Origin of the sequence: Bosea vestrisii (assembly GCF_030144325.1) — a bacterium.
Classification (GTDB): domain Bacteria; phylum Pseudomonadota; class Alphaproteobacteria; order Rhizobiales; family Beijerinckiaceae; genus Allobosea; species Allobosea vestrisii_A.
Map to the genome: position 1 here is coordinate 5,115,215 of NZ_CP126307.1, position 20,158 is coordinate 5,135,372.

The following is a 20,158-nucleotide window of genomic DNA, read 5'->3' on the forward strand; positions in this document are numbered from 1 at the left end:
GCAGCTCAGGCCGCCAGCGCACCGACGCCGCCATCGTGCAGATGGCAGGCGGCGACGTGGCCCGTGGCGATCTCCTTCAGCGCCGGGCGCTCGACCCTGCAGCGCGGCCCGGCTTGCGGACAGCGGGGGTGGAAATGGCAGCCGGACGGCGGATGCAGCGGCGAGGGGATCTCGCCCTTCAGCGGCGCGAAGCGCTTCTTGCGCGCAGCGATCGACGGCACGTTGGCGAGCAGCGCCTGAGCGTAAGGATGCTGCGGGCCCTTGAACAATTCGGCTGCCGGCGCCGCCTCGACGACGCGGCCGAGATACATGATCACGACCCGGTCGGAGAGGTGGCGGACCACCGAGAGATCATGGCTGATGAAGAGATAAGTCAGGTTAAGTTCGTCACGCAGCTTCATGAAAAGATTCAGGACTTGGGCCTGAATCGATACATCAAGTGCGGCCACACTCTCGTCGCACACCAGAAATTGCGGCTTGACCGCGAGCGCCCGAGCGATGCCAATGCGGGCGCGCTGACCGCCGGAGAACTGGTGCGGATAGCGGCGGCGATAAGTCGAATCGAGACCGACGCGGTCGAGCATCTCGGCGACATAGGCGTCCTGCTGCACCTTCGGCACGAGCCCATGCACGACCGGCGCCTCGCCGACGATGTCGGTGACGCGCAGGCGCGGATTGAGCGAGGACATCGGGTCCTGGAAGATCATCTGGATGGCGAGCGTCGCCGCTTTCCGCTCCTCCGACGACATCTCGTTCGTGTAGCGCCCGCGCCAGGAGACGCGGCCGGAGCTGGCATGGTGGATGCCGGCGACGACGCGTCCGAGGGTCGACTTGCCGCAGCCGGACTCGCCCACGAGCCCGACGACTTCGCCCTGGCGGATCGAAAGGTCGACGCTGTCGACGGCGTGAACGACCTGCTCGCTGTATTTCGCGCCGAGCAGGTTGGCGAATTTGGAGGCGGCGTCGAGCGGTTTGGTGAAGCGCTTCGAGACGGCCTCTAAGGTGAGGATCGGCGTCGTCATGCCGCGACTCCGGCGAGGTTCAGCGGGTGGTGGCAGCGCACGCCGCGTGCTCCCGGGAAGGGGGTGACGTCGGGGGCGAGCGCGAGGCAATCGGCCTGCGCGTAATCGCAGCGCGCCGCGAAGGCGCAGCCCTGCGGCAGTCGCGCCAGCGAGGGCGTCGAGCCTCTGATCTGGCGCAAGGGCGCACCGGGCTCGCCTTCGGCCGGCAGCGAACCGAGCAGTCCGCTGGTATAGGGATGGAGCGGGGTGTCGAGCACCGGATCGACCGCGCCGGTCTCGACGATGCGGCCGGCATACATCACCGCGATACGGTCGGCGAGGCCGGCGACGACGCCGAGATCATGCGTGATCCAGACCAGCGCCGTGCCGGTATCGGCGCAGAGCCCCTGCATCTCCGCCAGGATCTGGCTCTGGATGGTAACGTCGAGCGCCGTCGTCGGCTCGTCGCAGATGATCAAGGGCGGGCGGTGCAGCAGGGCGATCGCGATGGCGACGCGCTGGCGCATGCCGCCGGAGAACTGATGCGGATAGGCGTTGAGGCGTTCCTCGGGCGAGGGGATGCCGACCTTGGCGAGCGCATCGCGGGAGCGCTCGCGGGCCGCCTTGTGCGAGACCCTGTCATGGGCGGTGACGGCCTCGATCATCTGCGTGTCGACACGCAGGACCGGATTCAGCGTCATCATCGGGTCCTGGAAGATCATCGCGACCTCGCGGCCACGGACCTTGCGGAAGCCCTCCTCGTCGAGCCCGACGAGCTCCTTGCCATTGAGCTTGATCGAGCCCTCGACGATTCTGCCCGGCGGGTCGATCAGACCCATCACCGAGAAGCCGGTGACAGACTTGCCGGATCCCGACTCGCCGACGAGCCCGAGTACCTCGCCGCGCTCGACATGGAAGGAGACGCCGTCGACCGACTTCACCGTGCCGGCGCGGGTGAAGAAGTGGGTCTTGAGGCCGCTGACTTCGAGAACGGGCGCCATGCTCACTTCTCCAGCCGCGGGTTGAGCACGTCGCGCAGGCGGTCGCCGACCAGGTTGATCGAGACGATCGTCATCAGCAGCGCAAAGCCGGGGAAGACCGAGATCCAGTAGCTGCCGGAGAGCATGTACTGGAAGCCGTTGGCGATCAGCACGCCGAGCGAAGGCTCGGTCTGCGGCAGGCCGACGCCGAGGAAGGAAAGCGTCGCCTCCAGCGAGATCGCATGGGCCGTCTGCACGGTGACGATGACGATCACCGGCGCGAGGCAATTCGGCAGGATGTGGCGGAAGACGGTGCGGGCATGGGAGAGCCCCAGCGACTGCGCCGCCTCGACATATTCCTTGCGCCGCTCGACCAGCGCCGAGCCGCGCACGGTGCGAGCGTAATAGGCCCATTGCACCATCACCAGCGCGATGATGATCTTGTCGACGCCCTTGCCGAGGCCCGCGACCAGGATCAGCGCGACCAGCACGGACGGCAGCGAGAGCTGCAGGTCGACGAGACGCATGATCGCGTTCTCGGTACGCCCGCCGGCATAGGCGGCGATCAGGCCGACCGCCGAGCCGATCGTCGCGGCGAGGATGCCCGAGAAGGCGCCGACCATCAGCGAGATGCGCAGGCCGTAGAGGATGCCCGAGAGCAGGTCGCGGCCGACGCCGTCCGAGCCGAGCCACATGGTGAAGCCCTCGCCGGAGGCCGAACCCGGCGGCTGGCGCGAATCCATCACGTCGACGCTGGCGAGATCATAGGGGTTCTGCGGCGCGATCAGCGGCGCCGCCAGGGCGAGCAATACGATCAGGATGAAGAGGACGAGGCCGAACAGCGCCAGCCGGTCCTCGATGAAGGAGCGGACGAAGCGCCGGAACGGCGTCTCCTCCTTGGCCTCGACAGGCGGTGCGGCGGCGGGCAGGGCGGCTTCGCTCATGATGTCGCCTCCGTCAGGCGTACGCGTGGGTCGAGCGCCGAATAGACCATGTCGACCAATAGGTTGATGGCGACGAACAGCACGACGACGACCATGACGTAGGCGACGATCACCGGCCGATCGAGCCGGGTGATCGCCTCCAGAAGCAGGCGCCCCATGCCCGGCCAGGCGAAGATCGTCTCGGTCACGACCGAGAAGGCGACGAGCGAGCCGAATTCCAGTCCGAGCACGGTGACGATCGGGATCATGATGTTCTTCAGGATGTGGACGCCGATGATCCGGCTCTGCGACAGGCCCTTGGCCCGGGCGAACTTGACGTAATCCATCAGCGCCGCCTCGCGGGCGCCGGCCCGCGCCAGGCGGATCACCAGCGAGATCTTGAGCAGCGCCAGGTTGAGCGCCGGCAGGGCGACATGCTGCCAGCCCTTCAGCGTCAGCAGCGACGTTTCCAAGCCGAAGATCGAGACTGTCGGTCCACGTCCGGTCGCCGGCAGCCAGCCGAGGCCGACCGCGAAGGTCAGGATCAGCATCAGGCCAACCCAGAAGGTCGGCAGCGAGAAGCCGAGGATCGAGACCGCCATGATGAAGCGCGACAGCCGGCTTTCCGGCTTCAAGCCGGCATAGAGGCCGAGCGGCAGGCCGATCACGATCGCCATGAAGAGCGCGACGAAGGCGAGCTCCAGCGTCGCCGGCATGCGGCTGAGGATCAGCTTGATGGCGGATTCGCCATGGACAAAGGAGCGGCCGAGATCGCCCTGCACGGCGTTCTTCAGGAAGACCAGGAATTGCTCCCAGATCGGCCGGTCGAGCCCGAGCTGGCGCGCCGTCTCGGCGATCTGCTGCTGGTCCATCTCGGGCGAGATCAGCATGTAGATCGGGTCGCCGACGACGTTCACGCCGAAGAAGACGATCACGAGCATGGCGGCGATGACGAAGAGGGCTTGCGCCAGGCGGCGCAGGATGAATGCCAGCATGGTCCGGGGCCTTCCGGATCGTTCAATCCGGCTCCAGCTTAAAGCTGGAGCAAGTTAAAGATAGAGCCGTTCCGCGCGGCCGATACCGGCGTGATGCCGGGAGGCGGGCGCACATGGAACGGCTCAGAGGATATGTCCGCTAAGGCGGGCCGGGCTCGGGCCCAGCCCGCCATCGGCGGTGTGTTCAGCCGGTCCGGTTCAGTCCTTCCGGATGCCGGTCGCCAGCGTGTACTCGTCGGTGCGGGCCTGTACCTTGACGCCCTTGCGCGAGGCCCAGGTGTTCAGCTGGTAGTGCGTCGGGATCAGGCCGACATCGTTCATGCTGATGTCCATCGCCTCGGCCAGAGCGGCATCGCGCTTGGCGTCGTCGACGGTGCGCAGCGCCTCATCGACCTTGGCGTCGAAGGTCGGGTTGGAGTAGCGGCCGCGATTGGTCGCGCCCATGCCCTTGGCGGGATCGAAGGTGGCGAGCAGCGCCTTCAGCGAATCCGAGGATTCGCCGGTGCCGGCGCCCCAACCGACCAGGATGAAGGAGAACTCGGGCACATTGCCCTGGCCGCCCTGCGAGGCGCGGGTGAAGAAGTTCGCCGCCGGCAGCGTCTCGACCTCGGTCTCGATGCCGAGTCGCGAGAACATCTGCGCGACGGCCTCGATGATCTTGGTGTCGTTGAGGTAGCGGTTGATCGGCCCGTGCAGCTTCATCTTGAAGCCGTTCGGGTAGCCGGCCTCGGCGAGCAGCTTCTTGGCGCCGTTGAGGTCGAAGGCGACCGGCTTCAGTTTCTTGGAGGTGCCGAAGAAGCCGTCGGGCAGGAGCTGGCCGGCGGGGATCGCCTCCTTCTCCATGATGCGATCGACGATACCCGGACGATTGATCGCCATCGACAGCGCCTGGCGGACCTTGAGGTTGCGCAGCGGGTTCTTGATCTCCGAGCCGTCCTTGCCCTTGATGAAGGGCGAGACCTCGCGGAAGTGATCCATGTGGAAATAGATCACCCGGTTCGAGACCGTGCTCGCGACGCTGAGCTTGGCATCGCCCTTGAGGCGGGCGACGTCCGAGGTCGGCACGTTCTCGATCACGTCGAGATCGCCGGCGAGCAGCGCCGCGACGCGAGTCGGGGCCGAGGTGATCATCCGGAAGGTGACCTTCGACCAGGGCTCCTTGCCGCCCCAATAGCTCTCGTTCGGGGTCAGCACGACGCGGTCGCCGGCGACGTATTCGGCCTGCTTGTAGGCACCGGTACCACCGGTGGTGCACTTGCCGAGGTTGAAGTCCTCGGTGGTGGTATCCTTGCACTTGGCCGGGATGATGCCGAAGGTCGAGAGATCGGTCGGCACCAGCGGCGCTGGAGTCGCGGTCTTCACGCGGACGGTGAAGTCATCGACCTTGGTGAATTCCTTGCCGCGGACATAGGCCGAGAAGCTCGACGGGCTTTTCGGCACGTTCGGCGCGCGCTGCATGGTGGCGATCACGTCGTCCGCCGTGAACGGCGTGCCGTCATGGAACTTGACGTTCTTGCGCAGCTTGAATTCCCAGGTCGTGTCGTCGATCGCCTTCCAGCTCTCGGCGAGCAGCGGCTTCAGCGCCTGCTTCTCGTCCTGCCCGACCAGCGGCTCGTAGATGTGCCGCGCCAGCATGTTGTTGGGGGTGAGGTTGTGATAGTGCGGGTCGAGCGAGCTGAGCTCCGCCGACAGGCCGATCTTGAGCTCCTGGGCACCGGTGGCGCCGGCGAGCAGGACAAGCGGCGCGGCCAGCGCGGCCGCTTTGGCGGCGGCGATGGATTTGGTGATCGTCGTCATCTGAGGAACCTCCCGAGTTCTGGCGCTATTTAGGGCAAGCGGGGGGCCCTCCGCCAGCGGGCGGCGGAGAATTTTCTTCTACAGTTTACGGTTGTCCAGAAGGGACGCGACCGCGAAGGCTCAGAACGCCTTGAAGGTGATGATCGTGTGGGTGTCGGCGATCTCGGGGATCGACTGAACCTTCTGGGCGACGAAATGGCCGATGTCGACATCGGCCGCGACGTGGAACTTGGCCAGGATGTCGTAATTGCCGGCGGTCGAATAGATTTCCGAAGCGATCTCGCGGTCGGCGAGTTCGCTGGCGACCTCATAGGTCTTGCCGAGCCTGCATTTGATCTCGACGAAGAAGGTCTGCATCGCGCGCTCCGGAATCCTCACGCCCTTCGATAGCCGCTGGCGCGGGAAGATCAAGCGCCGGCGAGTTCGGCGATGCGGCGTGTGATGCTGCTTTCGGGATCGGGAAGCGTGTCGAGCACGGTGAAGTGGTTGGCGCCGTCGATCTCCTGATAGCGCGTGCGAACGCCTTCCAGGCCCCAGACGTCGGTGAGCTGGCGGCTCTGCCTGAGATATTCGGCGCTCTCGGCCCCGCCGACGACCGCGTCCATGACGAGACCTGAGGGAGCCGGCCAGAACAGCGGACTCTCGCGCTCCGCCCCTTCCAGCGTCAGGCCAAGCGCTTTGTTGAGGCTGGTCTCGGTCAGGGGCTTCAGATTGTAGAGGCCGGAGATGCCGTAGGCTGCCGGCACGATCTGGTCGGGCAGTTCCGGATCGACATTCTTCCAGCCCGTCGCCAGCAGGCAGGCGGAGAGCTGGCCACCGGCCGAATGCCCGGCTGCGACCACCGGCAGATTGTAACGCAGCCAGATCGTCGCGGCAGCCTGCTGCAGCTCCCAGACGATGTGGCCAACCTCGACCTGTGGGCAGAGGTCGTAGCCAACGACTGCGACGGGGACGCCGAGCTGGTTGAGCCCGCGCGCCATGTGCGAGAAGTAGCTCGGATCGAGCGCCTGCCAGTAGCCGCCATGGATGAAGAGCACGATCGCCTTGCTCTTCACGTCCTCCGGCTTGAACAAATCATAGGTCTGGCGCGGGCCCTCGCCATAACGGACGCCGAGCTCGCTGACGGCGACCTCGCGATAGGCGGCCGCATCGCGGGCCCAGCCGGCGATGATGCCCGGATGCTCTGGCACGCGGGCGCGGTTGTTGTATTCGGTCTCGTAGTCGACGGACATCGGATCCTGATCTTGCTGCGCCTCGGCTGTCGCCGCCGGCTCGGTTCGGGAGCAGTTTGCGCCATGCGCACCCGGCCGGTCGAGGTCTTTTGACAGTGGCCACCGCAAACGCGACAAGACGGCAGCCTCGATCGCGCCGGAGCCGCCCATGGACAACCCCGTTCTCGCCGAAGTCACCCGTGGCAATACGGTCGAATCGCGCCATCGCGGCTCGGTGATCGTTGTCGATGCCGACGGAGCCGTGGTGCTCTCGCTCGGCGATGTCGAACGCCCGGTCTTCCCGCGCTCGGCGGTGAAGGCGCTGCAGGCCCTGCCGCTGCTCGAAAGCGGCGCCGCCGACCGCTTTCGTCTGACGCCCACGGAGATCGCGCTCGCCGTCGCCTCGCATTCCGGCGAGGAGCGCCACGCCGAAACCTCGCTCGCCATGCTGAAGAAGGCCGGCCGCGACGCCTCCTGCCTCGAATGCGGCGCGCATTGGCCGATGGGCGAGGCAGCGACGCGTGCGCTCGCCAGGGCCGGCCGCGAGCCGAGCGCGCTCAACAACAACTGCTCGGGCAAGCATGCCGGCTTCGTCTGCCTGTCCTGCGGCATCGACGAGGACCCGGCCGGCTATGTGAAGGGCACCCACCCGGTACAGCAGGCGGTCCGTGCCGCGCTGGAGGAGGTGACGGGTGCATCGCACAAGGCCGAGCTCTCTGGCACCGACGGCTGCTCGATCCCGACCTATGCCGTGCCGTTGAAAGCGCTGGCGCTCGGTTTCGCCCGCTTCGGCACCGGCAATGGCCTTGGCCCCAAGCGCGCCGAGGCGGCGCGGCGTATCCGCGAGGCGGTCGCGGCCAACCCCTTCATGGTCGCCGGCACCGGCCGCTTCGACACGCGCTTCATGGAGGTCTTCGGCGCGCGCGCCTTCATCAAGACCGGCGCTGAGGGCGTTTATTGCGGCACGCTGCCGGAACTGGGCTACGGCATCGCGCTGAAATGCGATGACGGTGCCGGCCGCGCCACCGAGATTACCATGGCCACGCTGGTCGAGCGCTTCCTGCCGCGTCAGGGCGGTGACGAGGAGGCCTTTGCGCCCTTCCGCGAGACTGTCATGAAGAACTGGAACGGCATCGAGGTCGGCCGCGTCCGCGCGGCGGAGGCGTTGCGGCAGCGCGCTTGACGGCGAAGGAGGGGCAGCGCGAGGTTCATCGCTCGCTTTCGAGTCCCGCCTCATGTCGCATGCTTCTGCATCGCCCGAAAAACCCATCGTGATTGGCCGCGCCGGCGCGCTCGGGCGTGACCTGCTCGCCGGGCTGACGCTCGCGGCGATCACGATCCCTGAGCAGATGGCGACGGCTCGGCTCGGCGGCTTCGAACCGCAGATCGGTTTCTACGCCTTCATCGCGGCGACGCTCGGTTTCGTCCTGTTCGGCGCGAGCCGCGTGCTGACGGCTGGTGCCGATTCGACGATCACGCCGATCTTCGTCAGCGGCCTTGCTGCACTGGCTGTAGGTGGTGCGATCCCGGCGGGCTCGGCGACTTTGCTCGCGCTCCTGGTCGGGCTTGCACTCATCCTCGCCGGCCTGCTCCGACTTGGCTGGATCGCTGATCTCCTGTCGGTGCCGGTGCTGACCGGCTTCCTCGCCGGCATCGCCGTGCATATCGCCGTGTCGCAGCTGCCCGGCCTGCTCGGCATTCCCGGCGGCGGCCATCATATCGCCGGCCAGCTCGCGGCGCTCTGGCACGGGCTTCACGGCGTCAATCTCATCTCGGTCGCGATCGGCCTTACGACGCTCGCGACAGTGACCCTCTGCGAGCGCTTCGCCCCGCGCGTGCCGGGGGCGCTGCTGGCGCTCGTGGCAGCGACGGCCGCGGTGGTGCTCTTTCAGCTGGAGGCGCGCGGAGTCGCGGTGCTCGGCGCCTTGCCCTCGGGCTGGCCGAGCTTGGCGCCGCCCGTGCTCGACTGGGCCGATATCCGCAGCCTCGTGCCGCTCGCGCTGGTCATCGCGCTGGTGGTGATGATGCAGACCGCCATGGTCAGCCGCTCCTTTCGCGACCCGGATGGCGGCGAGCCGAAGGTCGATCGCGACTTCATAGGGCTCGGCGCGGCGAACCTCCTGGCCGGGCTCGCCAGCACCTTTCCCGTCAACGCCAGCCCGCCAAGGACGGCTGTCGTCGCCGAGAGTGGCGGACGATCTCAGCTCGCGGCGACAACGGCGGCGCTGATCGTGCTCGCGCTTGCGGTCGCCGGCGGCTCGCTGCTGGCGCAGGTGCCCGTGGCGGCGCTGGCCGGCGTGCTGCTCTTCGTGGCGCAGCGCATCGTCCGGGTCGAGGTCATCCGACGGATCGCCGGCCAGTCGCGAACCGAATTCGCGCTCGTGCTGCTTACGGCCATCGCCATCGTCTGGCTCCCGGTCGAGACGGGCGTCGGCGTCGGAATCGGCCTGTCGCTGCTGCATGGTGTCTGGATGACGACGCGCAGCGAGCCGCTGGAGCAGTTGCGCATTCCCGGCACGACGATCTGGTGGCCGCCCGAGCCCGGCCGCCATGGCGAGCAGGTCGAGGGCGTGCTTGTGATCGCCTTTCCGGCGCCGCTTCTGTTCGCCAATGCCGAGATTTTCCGCCTCGGCGTGCTCGGGCTGCTTGCGGAGCGGAAGCCGAGCCTGCTCGTGCTCGATGCCGGCGGCGTCCCTGCCATCGACTATACGGCGGCGCAGGCCCTGCTCGCCGTTGCGGCTGCTTGCCGAGAGCGGGGTGGAGCCTTCGCCATCGCCCGGGCCGAATCCACGCGGGCACTCCGGGCGCTGGCGGATTTCGGCGTGATCGCCGAGATCGGGGCTGAGCGTGTCTTCCATAGCGTCGAGGAGGCGGTGAGGGCGCTAGGCCGGTGACCGCCGCGACCTTCAGCCGACGGCGTTACCTTCGACGCGAATGCCGGCGGCGCGCTTGTCTTCGCCCTTGGTCAGGTCGCCGGTCACCGCCTTGCCGAATTCGGTGCCGACCACCGCGCCGAGCTTCGCCTCGCTGATCACATTATTGGCGATCAGGGCGTTGCGCTCCTTTGCGACGAGTGAAACGGAGATGCCGATCCCGCTGCGCCGCACCATGTTGCCGGTCGCGACGATATTGCGCATCGCCCAGGACCAGCCGAGCGAGATGCCGACCTCGCTGGCGTTCTCGATGACGTTGCCGGTCACCGCCGCTTCCGCCTCGACATGCACGCCGAGCCCGCCGACGAGCTCCTTGCCCTTCGGCGCCAGCCCCTTTTGCGCATTGCGGATGATGTTGTTGGCAACGACCGAGAGCCGCCCGCCATGGTCGAGATTGGTGATGTTGGCGCCCTGCGCGCAATCCTCGACGAGATTGTTGGCGATGACCGCGCCTTCGAAGGCGAACTCCGAATAGAGCCCGGTCTCGCCGCAGCGCCGGCCCTGATTGCCGAGGATCTGCACGCCCGAGCCGGAGTTGTTGCGGATGAAGGTCAGCGCGCAATCGCGCAGCGTATTGCCTTCGATGACCACACCGCCGGCGCGGAACAGGCTGATGCCATTGCCGTTCTGGCCGTCGCCGCCAGCATCGCTGCGGATGCGATTGAGGCGGTTGCCGCGGATGAGGCTCTGCTCGTCGCCCGCCTGGCTGCGCCAGAGCTGGATGCCGTTGTTGCCGCAATCCTCAATCGTGTTGGCCTCGATCGAAAGCCCGCGCGAATCAAGCGAGAACAGCGCCGAATCCCGCATCGAGCGGAAGCGGTTGCGCTCGATGCGACCGGCAGTCCGGCTGAGCGTCAGCCCGACCGAGCCGGCATTGGCGAACTCGCAATCGGATAGGGCGAGGTCGAGCACCTCCTCGATATTGAGCAGGCCGCCGCGCTGGCCGAGCTTGATGTCGAGCCCATCGAGCACAATTCCGGAGATCGCAGTGCGTTTGATCCGCCGTGCCACCAGCATTGGGCCGGCCTGCGCGGCGACGAATTGCGTCGCGCCGGGTACGCCGATCAGCCGTGCATTCTCGGGCAGGACGACATTGGCGACGCGGTAGCGGCCGGGCGCGACGATGAGCGGCGTATCGCGTTTTACGGCTTCGACCAGGGCATTCTGAAGAATGCGCGACTGGTCATCGGCGGAGCCGGGGCGCAACCCGAACTGCGTCGCTTCGAGTCCAAATATGCCGAGCGGAACCGGCGTGCTCGGGCGCGGCGCCTGTGCCAGCGCGGGACCGACTGAGGCCGCAACCGTGCCGAAAAGGGCCGTCCGCAGCCAATCGCGGCGCGAAAGCGTCATTAGAGCCTCCATCATGACGGCGCGGCTTCAAGAGGCGTGCCGTCGACCGGGCCCGCGGCTCGGTTACAGGCCGAGCGCCCTCGCGATCTCGTCTGCGGCCGCTGTCGGCGCCATTTCGCCTGCAGCGACGGCCGCTTCCAGCTTGGGCGTACGTGCCTTCAGGGCCGGATCGTGCCGGAGCTTCGCCTGAAGCCGGTCCTGTACCATCGCCCACATCCATTTGACGTCCTGCCGCCGGCGCTTCTCGGCGATCAGGCCCTTCGCCTCGAAGCGGGCGCGGTGCTCTTCGATCTTGGCCCAGAGCGCGTCGAGGCCGGCGCCGGTCAGGCCGGAGATCGTCACCACCGGCGTCGACCACAGCGTCGATGCGGGCGCGAGGATGTGCAGCGCGGCCTTGTACTGGGCTGCCGCGGTGCGCGCAGCCGTCGCGCCGTCACCGTCGGCCTTGTTGACGGCGAGCATGTCGGCGAGCTCGATGATGCCCTTCTTGATGCCCTGCAATTCGTCGCCGGCATTGGGCAGCATCAGCACCAGGAAGAAATCGGTGAGATCGGCGACCGCCGTCTCCGATTGGCCGACGCCGACGGTCTCGACCAGGATGACGTCGAAACCGGCCGCCTCGCAGAGCAGCATGGTCTCGCGAGTCTTGGCCGCGACGCCGCCGAGCGTGCCGGAGGAGGGCGAGGGCCGGATATAGGCATTCGGGTCGACGGCGAGCTGTGCCATGCGCGTCTTGTCGCCGAGGATCGAGCCGCCGCTGCGGGTCGAGGAGGGGTCGACCGCGAGCACGGCCACCTTGTGGCCCTGGCCGGTGAGATAGCTGCCGAGCGCGTCGATCGTGGTCGACTTGCCGACGCCGGGCACGCCGGTGATGCCGACCCTGATCGCCTTGCCGGTATGCGGCAGGAGGCGGGATAGAAGTGCCTGCGCCTGTTCGCGGTGGTCGGCGCGCCGGCTTTCCGCGAGCGTGATCGCCCGCGCCAGCGCCGCGCGCTCGCCCGCCAGAATCGCATCGCCGAGCGCTGCAAGATCGACCATGCTCCGCTGGTAGCAAGAGAGTGCTTGCAGCGGAAGCGGGGCTTTTTGGGGACAGCAGTGTCATCCCGGCTCTTGCCAAGCGACGGGGACGGTGAGACGAGTCTCGCCGGTTGGGAGAGCGTGTCTCGTGTCCGGCTTGCGGTCTTTCGTCCTCGTCTCGCTCTTGTCGCTTGTGCTCGCCGCCTGCGGTGGCCCGCCGCGTGTGCTGGTCGTCTCGGCGGCCAAACCAAATGACACCTCCGGCACGGTCAGCATCTTCGTCGCGACCTCACGCGCCTCGACCAAGCAGCCGGAATATTTCAGCGGCGAGCGCAGTCCGGCAGTCGCCTTTGCGCGGCTCGACATCAACGTGCCGCGCAATCACCAGGTCGGCCAGCTCGAACTCCCGGGCAGCGTCACGAGCGCGGGCGATCCCGCCAGCCATTTCACCGTCGGCGACGTTAAACTCCTCTCCGAGCCGGAGATGCTGAAGGAGGTGAAGGCTGCGGTCGCGCAGCGTCCGCCAGCCGAGCGCGAGGTGCTCGTCTTTGTCCACGGCTTCAACACCAATTTTGCCGACGCAGCCTTCCGCTTCGCCCAGATCGTCACCGATTCCGGCTTCAAGGGCGTGCCGGTGCTGTTCACATGGCCGTCTCGCGCCCAGATCCTCGCATACCCTTACGACCGCGATAGCGCCGACTTTTCGCGCGATGCGCTCGAAACCGGCTTGCGTGTGATCGCCCGCGATCTCGGCGCCAACCGCTTCGATATCCTGGCGCACTCGATGGGGACCCTGCTCACCGTCGAGACGCTGCGCCAGGCCGCGATCCGGGGCGACGGCAGCTTCGGTGGCAAGCTGCGCAACGTCATGCTGGCGGCGCCCGACATCGACCTCGACGTGTTCAAGACCCAGCTTGCTGCGATCAAGCGGCCGGTGACCGTCTTCGTCTCATCGGATGATCGCGCGCTCGATTTTTCGCGCCAGTTCGCCGGCGACAAAACCAGGCTTGGTGCAATCTCCGACAAGGATACCGAGGTCGTCGCCGATCTGCGCAAGGCCGGGGCGACGATCATCGATCTATCCGGGGATCGCAGCGGCGACGACTATAACCACGGCAAGTTCGCGACCACGCCGCGCATCGTCGAGATGATCGGAAAGCGGCTCGGCGCCGATGGCCTGGATGGCCGGACCGGCGGCGGCATGCTCGGCCTCGACCCGAAGGCTTCGCCCTCTTTTGTCGCGCGTGATCGGTAGAGAATGTTCGCTTCTCTGCGAGTCGCGAACATTCTTTACTTGTTTATTTTGACGCAGTTCCGGGCGCAAAATCGCTGCGCACTTTTGCTGGAATTGCTTTAGCCGCCGCATTCTGGCCGCGTTGGTCTGGCCTTAAGGGGCGCGCGGGCAGAAGGTCCGCACCCCCATTCTTGGACCTAGCCAGTGACCTCGCCTTCGCGACATGCCGTCTCACGCCGCTCCTTCGTCGCCTTGCTCGGGCTGGGGCTGGCTGGCTGCGGCCAGAGCGAGGCGTCGATCTCGCCCTTCGTCGGGCCGGCGGATTCATCCAGCTTCGGCAAGGAGCCGCAGCTGCTGGTCGCGACGACGCGAAAACCGATGGGCGATCGGGCACCCTATTTCAGCTCCGAGCGCGGCAGCGGGCTGACCTTTGCCGAGGTCAGGCTGTCGGCGCCGGGACGCGGCGTCGCTGCGCAGGTGAGCTCCGTCGTCAGTGGCGACTGGGCCGTGCTCGGCGTGACCCGGCGGAGCGCGGCCGACGCCGCCCGGAGCTTGGCCGATGCCGCGACCGGCCGCGACGTGTTGCTCTATGTCCACGGCTTCAATGAGACCTTCGAAACGGCCGCGCGCAGCGCTGGACAGCTCTCGCATGCGCTCGCCTTCGAGGGGCGCACGGCGCTCTTCACCTGGCCGTCGGGCAGTGGGCTGCTCGCCTATGCCTATGATCGGGAGAGCGCGCTCTGGTCGCGTGATGGCTTCGTCCAGACCTTGAAGGCGCTTGTCGCCAACCCGACGATCGGGCGGATCAACATCGTCGCGCATTCCATGGGCAGCTTCCTGACGCTGGAAGGTCTGCGCGAGCTGCGCGATTTCGAGGGCCTTTCCGACAGGATCGGTGCGGTCGTCCTGGCCTCGCCCGATGTCGACATCGACGCCTTCGAGCAGACCGTGCCGAGGCTCGGCTCGATCGCCCGGCGCATGACCGTGATCATCGATCCCGGCGACAAGGCGCTCGCCGTCTCCTCACGTATCGCCGGCGGCGTCGCCCGCGCCGGTACCGCCGACCGCGAGCGATTGGAGCAGCTCGGCGTGCGCGTCGCCGATACCGCCGGCCGCGGCTGGAGCCTGCTGCGCCACGACCTTTTCCTGTCGAACAGCGAAGTGACGCAGGTCGTGCGCCGCGCGATCGACCGGTCGCAGTTCTGACCCGGAGGCCGGAGCCTCCGGGGCAGCTTATCTGGGTTCAGCCCGCCGGCTTGAGCGCGATGACCGAACGCGCCGCCTTCTCGATCGCCTCCCGCGAATAGAGCAGCGGCGCATAGTCGCCGGCCGCCCAGAGCGGTGCGAGATCGCGATAATGCGGGCTGTAGGCATCGCCGGACTGCCCGGGCGTGTTGATGAAGCGGCTCTCGTCCCACTTGCCGACGTCCAGCACCATGCGGAAGGAAGCCCCCGCGATCACCTTGAAGTCGGAGATCCGGTAGGACGCCGCGCGCGGGCTGAAGGCCGAGCCGCCCATGGCGAGCCGGCCGACATTGAGCTGCGCCCGGTCTGGGCCGCCGGCGAGGGGCGAGAGTGCATGGTCGAACTGGGCGTGGTGGATCTTGCCCCAGTTCCAGCTCGCCGTATCCGGACCGAGCGACTGGCGCAGCTCCTCCATCGCCGCTTTCAGCGTCTCCAGCAGCAGGGCATCGCGCGCGGCCTTCGGATTGGCGCCGAGCGCGCTGTCGGGCGTTTCGAGATAGGCAACGACCGCAGCCACATCGAGCGGTCCGATCACGCTGCGCGCCTTTTTCAGGCACGGCCTTCGCCGTCAGCGCGCGGCCGAGATGCTTGCTCATCCAGACCTCCGACAGTGCGGCGGCGGCGCTGTCGACGGAGGTCTCGTGGTTCCAGCTCTTGATCAGCTTCAAACCTTCGGCGGTGACCGGGTCGTCGGATGACAGCGGCGCGAGCAGGACGGCGAGCTTGCGGGCATTGTCGGAGCTGTCGTCGTTCTGCAGCGCCATCGCGTCGGACAGCGTCACCTTGCTCTTCGTGCCGAGCACGGCCTTGATCCGGTTGATGCGCGAGGGATCGGACCATTCGAAGCCGATGCGCTTGGCCAGCAGCGGATGGTCCTTCGGGATGTTCATCTCGTTGGCGGTGGCGAAAAAGCCGTCGGTCGGGTTGTAGACCTCGGGCAATTCGCCGGCCTTGAGGAAGCCGGTCCATTCATAGCGGCCATCGCCGGGCACCGGCATCAGGCCGTCATGGTTCGGCCGCTGCGGCGCGCGCCCGCCGACGATCCAGCCGATATTGCCCTTGTTGTCGGCATAGACTTGGTTTTCGGACGGCGCGCCCCATTCCGCCATCGCCTTCTTGAAGCCGGCCCAGTCCTTCGCCGTCATGTATTCGGCCGAGTTGAAATAGGCCGACGTGCCCGGCTCGAACCAGACCGTGCGAATGGCGAAGGCGCGTTTCTCGTCAGGCTCGGCCTTCATGATCGGGCCATGGCGGGTGAATTTGAGCTCGATCTGGCGCGGTGCCTCGCCTTTGACCTCGATGGTGTCGTTGACGCTCCGCATCTCCTCCCAGCCACTGCCATAGCGATATTGGTTCGGATTGGCCGGGTTGGTCTCGTAGACGTAGAGGTCTTCCTGATCGATCGCGAAGATCGTCAGGCCGAAGGCGATCTCGCCATTATGGCCGATCGAGATGCCGGGCAGAGCGGGCTCGCCGGCGCCGATCACCGAGAGGCCCGGCGCGTTGAGGTGCACGACATAGCGCAGCGACGGCACGCCATGAGCGCGGTGCGGGTCGTTGGCGAGGATCGGCCGGCCGGTCGCCGTGCGGCTCGCCGCGATCGTCCAGTTGTTCGAGCCGATGGTGGAGATGCTGTCGCCGGCCGCGGCGAAGATGGCGTCGCGGTCGAGCGCGGCGCGTTTCTCGCCGGGGGCGGCGAAGGTGACGTCGCGCGTCGCGAGATTGTAGTCGTCGAGGATATCCGGCTTGATCGCGCAGGGATCGAGCCCATCGGGCACCTTGGTCGTTACGCTCGGCTCAAGTACGCGCCGGAAGCGGTCAGCCTCGATGCCGGCGGCGCAGGCGACGCGGGCGCGCACCACCTCGGACATCACATTGCGGGTCAGGCCATGGCTGCGGATACGCACCACGTCCTCGGCGTTCCAGCGATCAGGCAGGGTGCCCGAGACGCGGAAATCGAGCGGCAGCGGCTGCTTGCCGGCCCGCACCTCATCGACGCGCGCATTGATGCCGGCGACGAAAGCGTCGGTATAGGCCTTGGCGTCGGGGCCATAGGCGGCCCATTCCTTGTCCATCTCGCCGCGATAGAGGAAGAGCCGGGCGGCCCGGTCCTGCGCGACATAGGACGGGCCGAAATCCTTGGCCAGCAGCCCGAGCCCGCGCTTGCGCCAGAGATCGATCTGCCAGAGCCGGTCGCGCGCCGCGTTGTAGCCCTGCAGGAACAGGGCGTCGCGGGTGGAGGCTGCGTAGATGTGCGCCACGCCCCATTGATCGAGGATGAGCTCCGCCGGCCCCTGCAATCCGGCGACGGCCTGCTCCGAACGCTTGACCGCGCTCGAAAGCTCGGCCCGTGCGGGCAGGGATGCGGCGATCATGACGGTGGCGATGGCAAACAGCGACGCTGCGCCGCCGGCGCGAAGTGCTCTGCTCATGGTGTTCCTCCGTGCGGCCCGTCTTTGGCGACGTGCCTTGCCGGGGGAGCTTAGGAGCAGGCTGGTCGCCGGGCACTGCTAGCAGCCACATGGCAGCCTTGCCGCGCCGGCATGTGCTGTGGAGCGTTCCTTGCGCGTGCCCGAACTACAGCGGCGGCAGGCCGACCCGCTTCTTGATTGTCGCCAGCGCGAAATTGGATTCGACCGACTGGACGCATTTCAGCCGCGTCATCTTCTGCTTCAGGAAGCGCTCATAGCCGTCGATGCCGTCGGTCAGGACGCGCAGCAGATAGTCCTGGCTGCCGGTCATCAGGTAGCATTCCGCCACTTCCGGCCAGTTTTCGATCGCCTTCTCGAATTCGGCGATGTGCTCCGTGTTCTGCTGGCTGAGCCGGACCGAGACGAAGACGCTGAAGGGCAGGCCATAGGCCTTGGGGTCGACGATCGCCGAATAGCCCCTGATGACGCCGGTCTCCTCCAGCCGCTTCAACCGGCGCAGGCATGGCGTTGGCGACAGGCCGACCTTCTCGGACAGGTCCTGATTGGTGATCCGGCCATCCTCCTGCAGCAAGGTCAGCATGCGGCGGTCGATCGTATCGAGCATGATCTGCTCCTCTGGGCTTGTTATCGAGCAGGAAGCTGCAAAAACTTGCTCTAGAGCACCAGTGATCATTCATGCAATGGCCTTAGGATCGTCCTAGGCTCGCGTCGCGGGGCCGCGCTGGCCGGCAAGAGCAGGATGCGAAAAAGTGGGAACCGGTTTTTCGCATGAATCCTGCTCTAACTCTTTGATGAGAGACGGATTCAGATTTCAGATGGAAGCGCCTTGCGATTCCATCTGAAATCATCCGGCTCTAGGAGGCAGTCATGAGCGACGACAACTACCATAAGGACCGGATTGCCAATCGCCGGCTCCACCCCGAGACCCTGATGATGGGCTTCGGCTATTCCCCGGCCATGTCGGAAGGGTCGCTCAAGCCGCCGGTCTTCCTGACCTCGACCTTCGTTTTCGAGAACGCTCAGCAGGGCAAGGATTTCTTCGATCTGACGGCCGGCCGCCGCCAGCTCAAGCCCGGCGAGAAGTCGGGGCTGGTCTATTCGCGCTTCAACCATCCGAACATGGAGATCCTCGAGGATCGCCTGGCGATCTGGGACGAGGCCGAGAAATGCGCCGTCTTCGCCAGCGGCATGGCGGCGATCGCGACGACCTGCTTCGCATTCCTGCGCCCCGGTGACACCATCATCCACAGCCGCCCGCTCTATGGCGGCACCGAGACCCTGCTGAAGAACCAGATGGGCGCCTTCGGCGTCACGCCCTTCGGCTTCACCGACGGCATCGACGTCGCGCAGATGCGGGCGGTCGCTGAGGCCGCCGCCGCCAAGGGCCGGGTCGCGATGATCCTGGTCGAGACGCCGGCCAACCCGACCAACGGGCTGGTCGATCTTGCGGCCTGCGCCGCGATCGCCGACGAACTGGAAAAGTCGCAGGGCCATCGCCCGCCGGTGGTCGTCGACAACACCATGCTCGGGCCGATGTTCCAGAAGCCGCTGAAGCACGGCGCCGATCTCAGCCTGCTGTCGCTGACCAAATATGTCGGCGGCCACAGCGATCTCGTCGGCGGCTCGATCAGCGGCTCCGAAAAGCTGGTGCGACAGGTCAAGGCCTGGCGTGGCTCGCTCGGCACGCAGCTCGATCCCAATTCCTGCTGGATGCTGATGCGCTCGCTTGAGACGCTGGACATTCGCATGAGCCGCTCGAACGAGAACGGCCGCAAGGTCGCGGACTATCTTGCAGCGCATCCAAAGGTCGCCAAGGTGCACTATCTCGGCAATCTCCAGGATGGCGATCCGCGCAAAGCCGTGTTCGACCGCCAATGCAGCGCGCCGGGCTCGACCTTCGCCTTCGACGTCAAGGGTGGCGAGAAGGAAGCCTTCGCCGTACTGGACAATCTCCAGATCATGAAGCTCGCGGTCAGCCTCGGCGGCACCGAGACGCTGGTCTCGCACCCCGCCGCGATGACCCATTCCGGCGTTGCCCGCGAGTTGCGCGAGGAGATCGGCCTCACCGATGCGCTGATCCGCATCTCGGTCGGCATCGAGAACATCGAGGACCTGATCTCGGATCTCGCCCAGGCGCTCGAAGCCGCGTGAGGGCAGGGCGTCGCCGCATCCTCGCTGCGGCGCTCGCCGCCACGCTCCTGGGTGGCCCGGCCTTGGCCGAGCCGCAGACCGAGAGTGTGGCGCAGACCATCTGCCGATTGATCGAGGGCGCAGCGAAGACCCACGATCTGCCGGTCGCCTTCCTCACCCGGCTGATCTGGCGCGAGAGCAGCTTCCGCCCGCACGTCGTCAGCCCCGCTGGCGCGCAGGGCATCGCCCAGTTCATGCCGGGCACGGCGAATGAGCGCGGCCTCGCCGACCCGTTCGATCCCGAGGCGGCGATCCCGCATTCGGCCGCCTTCCTTGCAGCCTTGAAGAACCAGTTCGGCAATCTCGGCCTCGCTGCGGCCGCCTATAATGGCGGGCCGAACCGCGTCGCCCGCTGGGTCGAGCGCGGCGGCATGCTGCCTTACGAGACGCAGGCCTATGTCCGCTTCATCACCGGCCGCGGTGTTGAGGAATGGCGCTTGGGAGCAGGCGAGCTTCCGCCGCCGGCGACGCGGGAGGAAACCGATTGCCTGGCCACGGTCGCGTCGATCCGCATCACCGCGCCGGCCGTGCTGGTCGAGGGCGCCTATGGGCCGTTCGGGGTACAGCTCGCCGGCAATGCCTCGAAGGCGCGCGCCATCGCCTCCTATCAGCGTATCGCCGCGCGTTTCGCTTCGCTGCTATCAGGCAAGCCGACCATGATCCTGGGATCAGCCGTGCCGGGGCGGGGTAGGGGCCGATTCTACCGCGTCAGGCTGCCGGCACAGAGCCTGCGCGAGGCGACATTGGCCTGCAATCGCCTGCGGCAGGCGGGAGGTGCGTGCCTGGTACTGCGGAATTGACGGGTGCGTCATTCTCGGGCGAAGCGAAGCACAGACCCGAGAATCTCATG

At 66.9% G+C, this 20,158-nt stretch carries 17 protein-coding genes and 1 pseudogene; 6 read left to right on the forward strand and 12 right to left on the reverse strand.

The genetic code is table 11. The annotated features are described in order from the left end of the window. Positions 1-5 precede the first annotated feature (5 nt). From QO058_RS25120 to QO058_RS25150, 7 genes are all read right to left on the reverse strand, one after another. Positions 6-1,022, reverse strand: a complete 1,017-nt coding sequence (locus QO058_RS25120) for an ABC transporter ATP-binding protein (RefSeq protein ID WP_284168934.1) — start codon at positions 1,020-1,022, stop codon at positions 6-8. Continuing rightward, positions 1,019-2,002: an ABC transporter ATP-binding protein gene (locus tag QO058_RS25125; protein ID WP_284168935.1), complete on the reverse strand. Its 984-nt coding sequence runs from the start codon at positions 2,000-2,002 to the stop codon at positions 1,019-1,021. The genes QO058_RS25120 and QO058_RS25125 overlap by 4 nt, the downstream gene beginning before the upstream one ends. Positions 2,003-2,004: 2 nt before the next feature. Continuing rightward, positions 2,005-2,925: an ABC transporter permease gene (locus tag QO058_RS25130; protein WP_284168936.1), complete on the reverse strand. Its 921-nt coding sequence runs from the start codon at positions 2,923-2,925 to the stop codon at positions 2,005-2,007. Continuing rightward, positions 2,922-3,899 (reverse strand): ABC transporter permease, encoded by a 978-nt coding sequence (locus QO058_RS25135; RefSeq protein ID WP_284168937.1) that lies wholly within the window; start codon positions 3,897-3,899, stop codon positions 2,922-2,924. Before QO058_RS25135 ends, QO058_RS25130 begins: the two co-directional genes overlap by 4 nt. 198 nt (positions 3,900-4,097) lie before the next feature. Continuing rightward, complete coding sequence (locus tag QO058_RS25140; RefSeq protein ID WP_284168938.1) at positions 4,098-5,696, reverse strand: ABC transporter substrate-binding protein; 1,599 nt, start codon at positions 5,694-5,696, stop codon at positions 4,098-4,100. Positions 5,697-5,816: 120 nt separating this feature from the next. Beyond that, positions 5,817-6,053, reverse strand: a complete 237-nt coding sequence (locus tag QO058_RS25145) for an Lrp/AsnC ligand binding domain-containing protein (protein ID WP_061964496.1) — start codon at positions 6,051-6,053, stop codon at positions 5,817-5,819. A 50-nt stretch (positions 6,054-6,103) separates the two neighbouring features. After that, positions 6,104-6,928 carry an alpha/beta hydrolase gene (locus QO058_RS25150; RefSeq protein ID WP_284168939.1) on the reverse strand — a complete coding sequence of 275 codons (825 nt, stop codon included), beginning with the start codon at positions 6,926-6,928 and terminating at the stop codon, positions 6,104-6,106. Positions 6,929-7,076: 148 nt separating this feature from the next. Here QO058_RS25150 and QO058_RS25155 point away from each other — a divergent pair, with 148 nt between their 5' ends. After that, on the forward strand, positions 7,077-8,090 hold the full coding sequence (locus QO058_RS25155; protein ID WP_284168940.1) for an asparaginase: 1,014 nt from the start codon (positions 7,077-7,079) through the stop codon (positions 8,088-8,090). Positions 8,091-8,142: 52 nt separating this feature from the next. Next, complete coding sequence (locus tag QO058_RS25160; protein ID WP_284168941.1) at positions 8,143-9,801, forward strand: SulP family inorganic anion transporter; 1,659 nt, start codon at positions 8,143-8,145, stop codon at positions 9,799-9,801. Positions 9,802-9,813: 12 nt separating this feature from the next. Here the strand turns inward: QO058_RS25160 and QO058_RS25165 are convergent, their stop codons facing one another. Both QO058_RS25165 and meaB read right to left on the reverse strand, forming a co-directional pair. Continuing rightward, complete coding sequence (locus QO058_RS25165; protein WP_284168942.1) at positions 9,814-11,190, reverse strand: TIGR03808 family TAT-translocated repetitive protein; 1,377 nt, start codon at positions 11,188-11,190, stop codon at positions 9,814-9,816. A gap of 63 nt (positions 11,191-11,253) precedes the next feature. Continuing rightward, complete coding sequence (meaB, locus tag QO058_RS25170) at positions 11,254-12,228, reverse strand: methylmalonyl Co-A mutase-associated GTPase MeaB (RefSeq protein WP_284168943.1); 975 nt, start codon at positions 12,226-12,228, stop codon at positions 11,254-11,256. Between the two features lie 127 nt (positions 12,229-12,355). Here meaB and QO058_RS25175 point away from each other — a divergent pair, with 127 nt between their 5' ends. Together QO058_RS25175 and QO058_RS25180 are read left to right on the forward strand one after the other, a co-directional pair. Further along, on the forward strand, positions 12,356-13,462 hold the full coding sequence (locus tag QO058_RS25175; protein WP_284168945.1) for an alpha/beta hydrolase: 1,107 nt from the start codon (positions 12,356-12,358) through the stop codon (positions 13,460-13,462). Between the two features lie 183 nt (positions 13,463-13,645). Next, positions 13,646-14,647 carry an alpha/beta hydrolase gene (locus tag QO058_RS25180; RefSeq protein ID WP_284168946.1) on the forward strand — a complete coding sequence of 334 codons (1,002 nt, stop codon included), beginning with the start codon at positions 13,646-13,648 and terminating at the stop codon, positions 14,645-14,647. A gap of 37 nt (positions 14,648-14,684) precedes the next feature. Here the strand turns inward: QO058_RS25180 and QO058_RS31235 are convergent, their stop codons facing one another. From QO058_RS31235 to QO058_RS25190, 3 genes and pseudogenes are all read right to left on the reverse strand, one after another. Beyond that, positions 14,685-15,221 carry a penicillin acylase family protein gene (locus QO058_RS31235; protein WP_347975516.1) on the reverse strand — a complete coding sequence of 179 codons (537 nt, stop codon included), beginning with the start codon at positions 15,219-15,221 and terminating at the stop codon, positions 14,685-14,687. 76 nt (positions 15,222-15,297) lie between these two features. Further along, a pseudogene (locus tag QO058_RS25185) lies at positions 15,298-17,118 on the reverse strand (penicillin acylase family protein); the annotation flags it as partial. 145 nt (positions 17,119-17,263) lie between these two features. Continuing rightward, the gene (locus tag QO058_RS25190) at positions 17,264-17,722 is read right to left on the reverse strand and encodes an Lrp/AsnC family transcriptional regulator (RefSeq protein ID WP_284168947.1); all 459 of its coding nucleotides are present in this window, start codon (positions 17,720-17,722) and stop codon (positions 17,264-17,266) included. 263 nt (positions 17,723-17,985) lie between these two features. On the opposite strand from QO058_RS25190, the gene QO058_RS25195 reads away from it, so the two are divergent. Then, on the forward strand, positions 17,986-19,269 hold the full coding sequence (locus QO058_RS25195; protein ID WP_284168948.1) for a cystathionine gamma-synthase family protein: 1,284 nt from the start codon (positions 17,986-17,988) through the stop codon (positions 19,267-19,269). Then, positions 19,266-20,108, forward strand: a complete 843-nt coding sequence (locus tag QO058_RS25200) for a lytic transglycosylase domain-containing protein (protein WP_284168949.1) — start codon at positions 19,266-19,268, stop codon at positions 20,106-20,108. The genes QO058_RS25195 and QO058_RS25200 overlap by 4 nt, the downstream gene beginning before the upstream one ends. The last annotated feature ends 50 nt before the right edge of the window (positions 20,109-20,158 follow it).

Bases quoted from the DNA above. Each gene is read 5' to 3' on its own strand.
- QO058_RS25120 (WP_284168934.1), bottom strand. From the start codon at position 1,022: ATGACGACGCCGATCCTCACCTTAGAGGCCGTCTCGAAGCGCTTCACC.
- QO058_RS25125 (WP_284168935.1), bottom strand. From the start codon at position 2,002: ATGGCGCCCGTTCTCGAAGTCAGCGGCCTCAAGACCCACTTCTTCACC.
- QO058_RS25130 (WP_284168936.1), bottom strand. From the start codon at position 2,925: ATGAGCGAAGCCGCCCTGCCCGCCGCCGCACCGCCTGTCGAGGCCAAG.
- QO058_RS25135 (WP_284168937.1), bottom strand. From the start codon at position 3,899: ATGCTGGCATTCATCCTGCGCCGCCTGGCGCAAGCCCTCTTCGTCATC.
- QO058_RS25140 (WP_284168938.1), bottom strand. From the start codon at position 5,696: ATGACGACGATCACCAAATCCATCGCCGCCGCCAAAGCGGCCGCGCTG.
- QO058_RS25145 (WP_061964496.1), bottom strand. From the start codon at position 6,053: ATGCAGACCTTCTTCGTCGAGATCAAATGCAGGCTCGGCAAGACCTAT.
- QO058_RS25150 (WP_284168939.1), bottom strand. From the start codon at position 6,928: ATGTCCGTCGACTACGAGACCGAATACAACAACCGCGCCCGCGTGCCA.
- QO058_RS25155 (WP_284168940.1), top strand. From the start codon at position 7,077: ATGGACAACCCCGTTCTCGCCGAAGTCACCCGTGGCAATACGGTCGAA.
- QO058_RS25160 (WP_284168941.1), top strand. From the start codon at position 8,143: ATGTCGCATGCTTCTGCATCGCCCGAAAAACCCATCGTGATTGGCCGC.
- QO058_RS25165 (WP_284168942.1), bottom strand. From the start codon at position 11,190: ATGACGCTTTCGCGCCGCGATTGGCTGCGGACGGCCCTTTTCGGCACG.
- meaB (WP_284168943.1), bottom strand. From the start codon at position 12,228: ATGGTCGATCTTGCAGCGCTCGGCGATGCGATTCTGGCGGGCGAGCGC.
- QO058_RS25190 (WP_284168947.1), bottom strand. From the start codon at position 17,722: ATGCTCGATACGATCGACCGCCGCATGCTGACCTTGCTGCAGGAGGAT.
- QO058_RS25195 (WP_284168948.1), top strand. From the start codon at position 17,986: ATGAGCGACGACAACTACCATAAGGACCGGATTGCCAATCGCCGGCTC.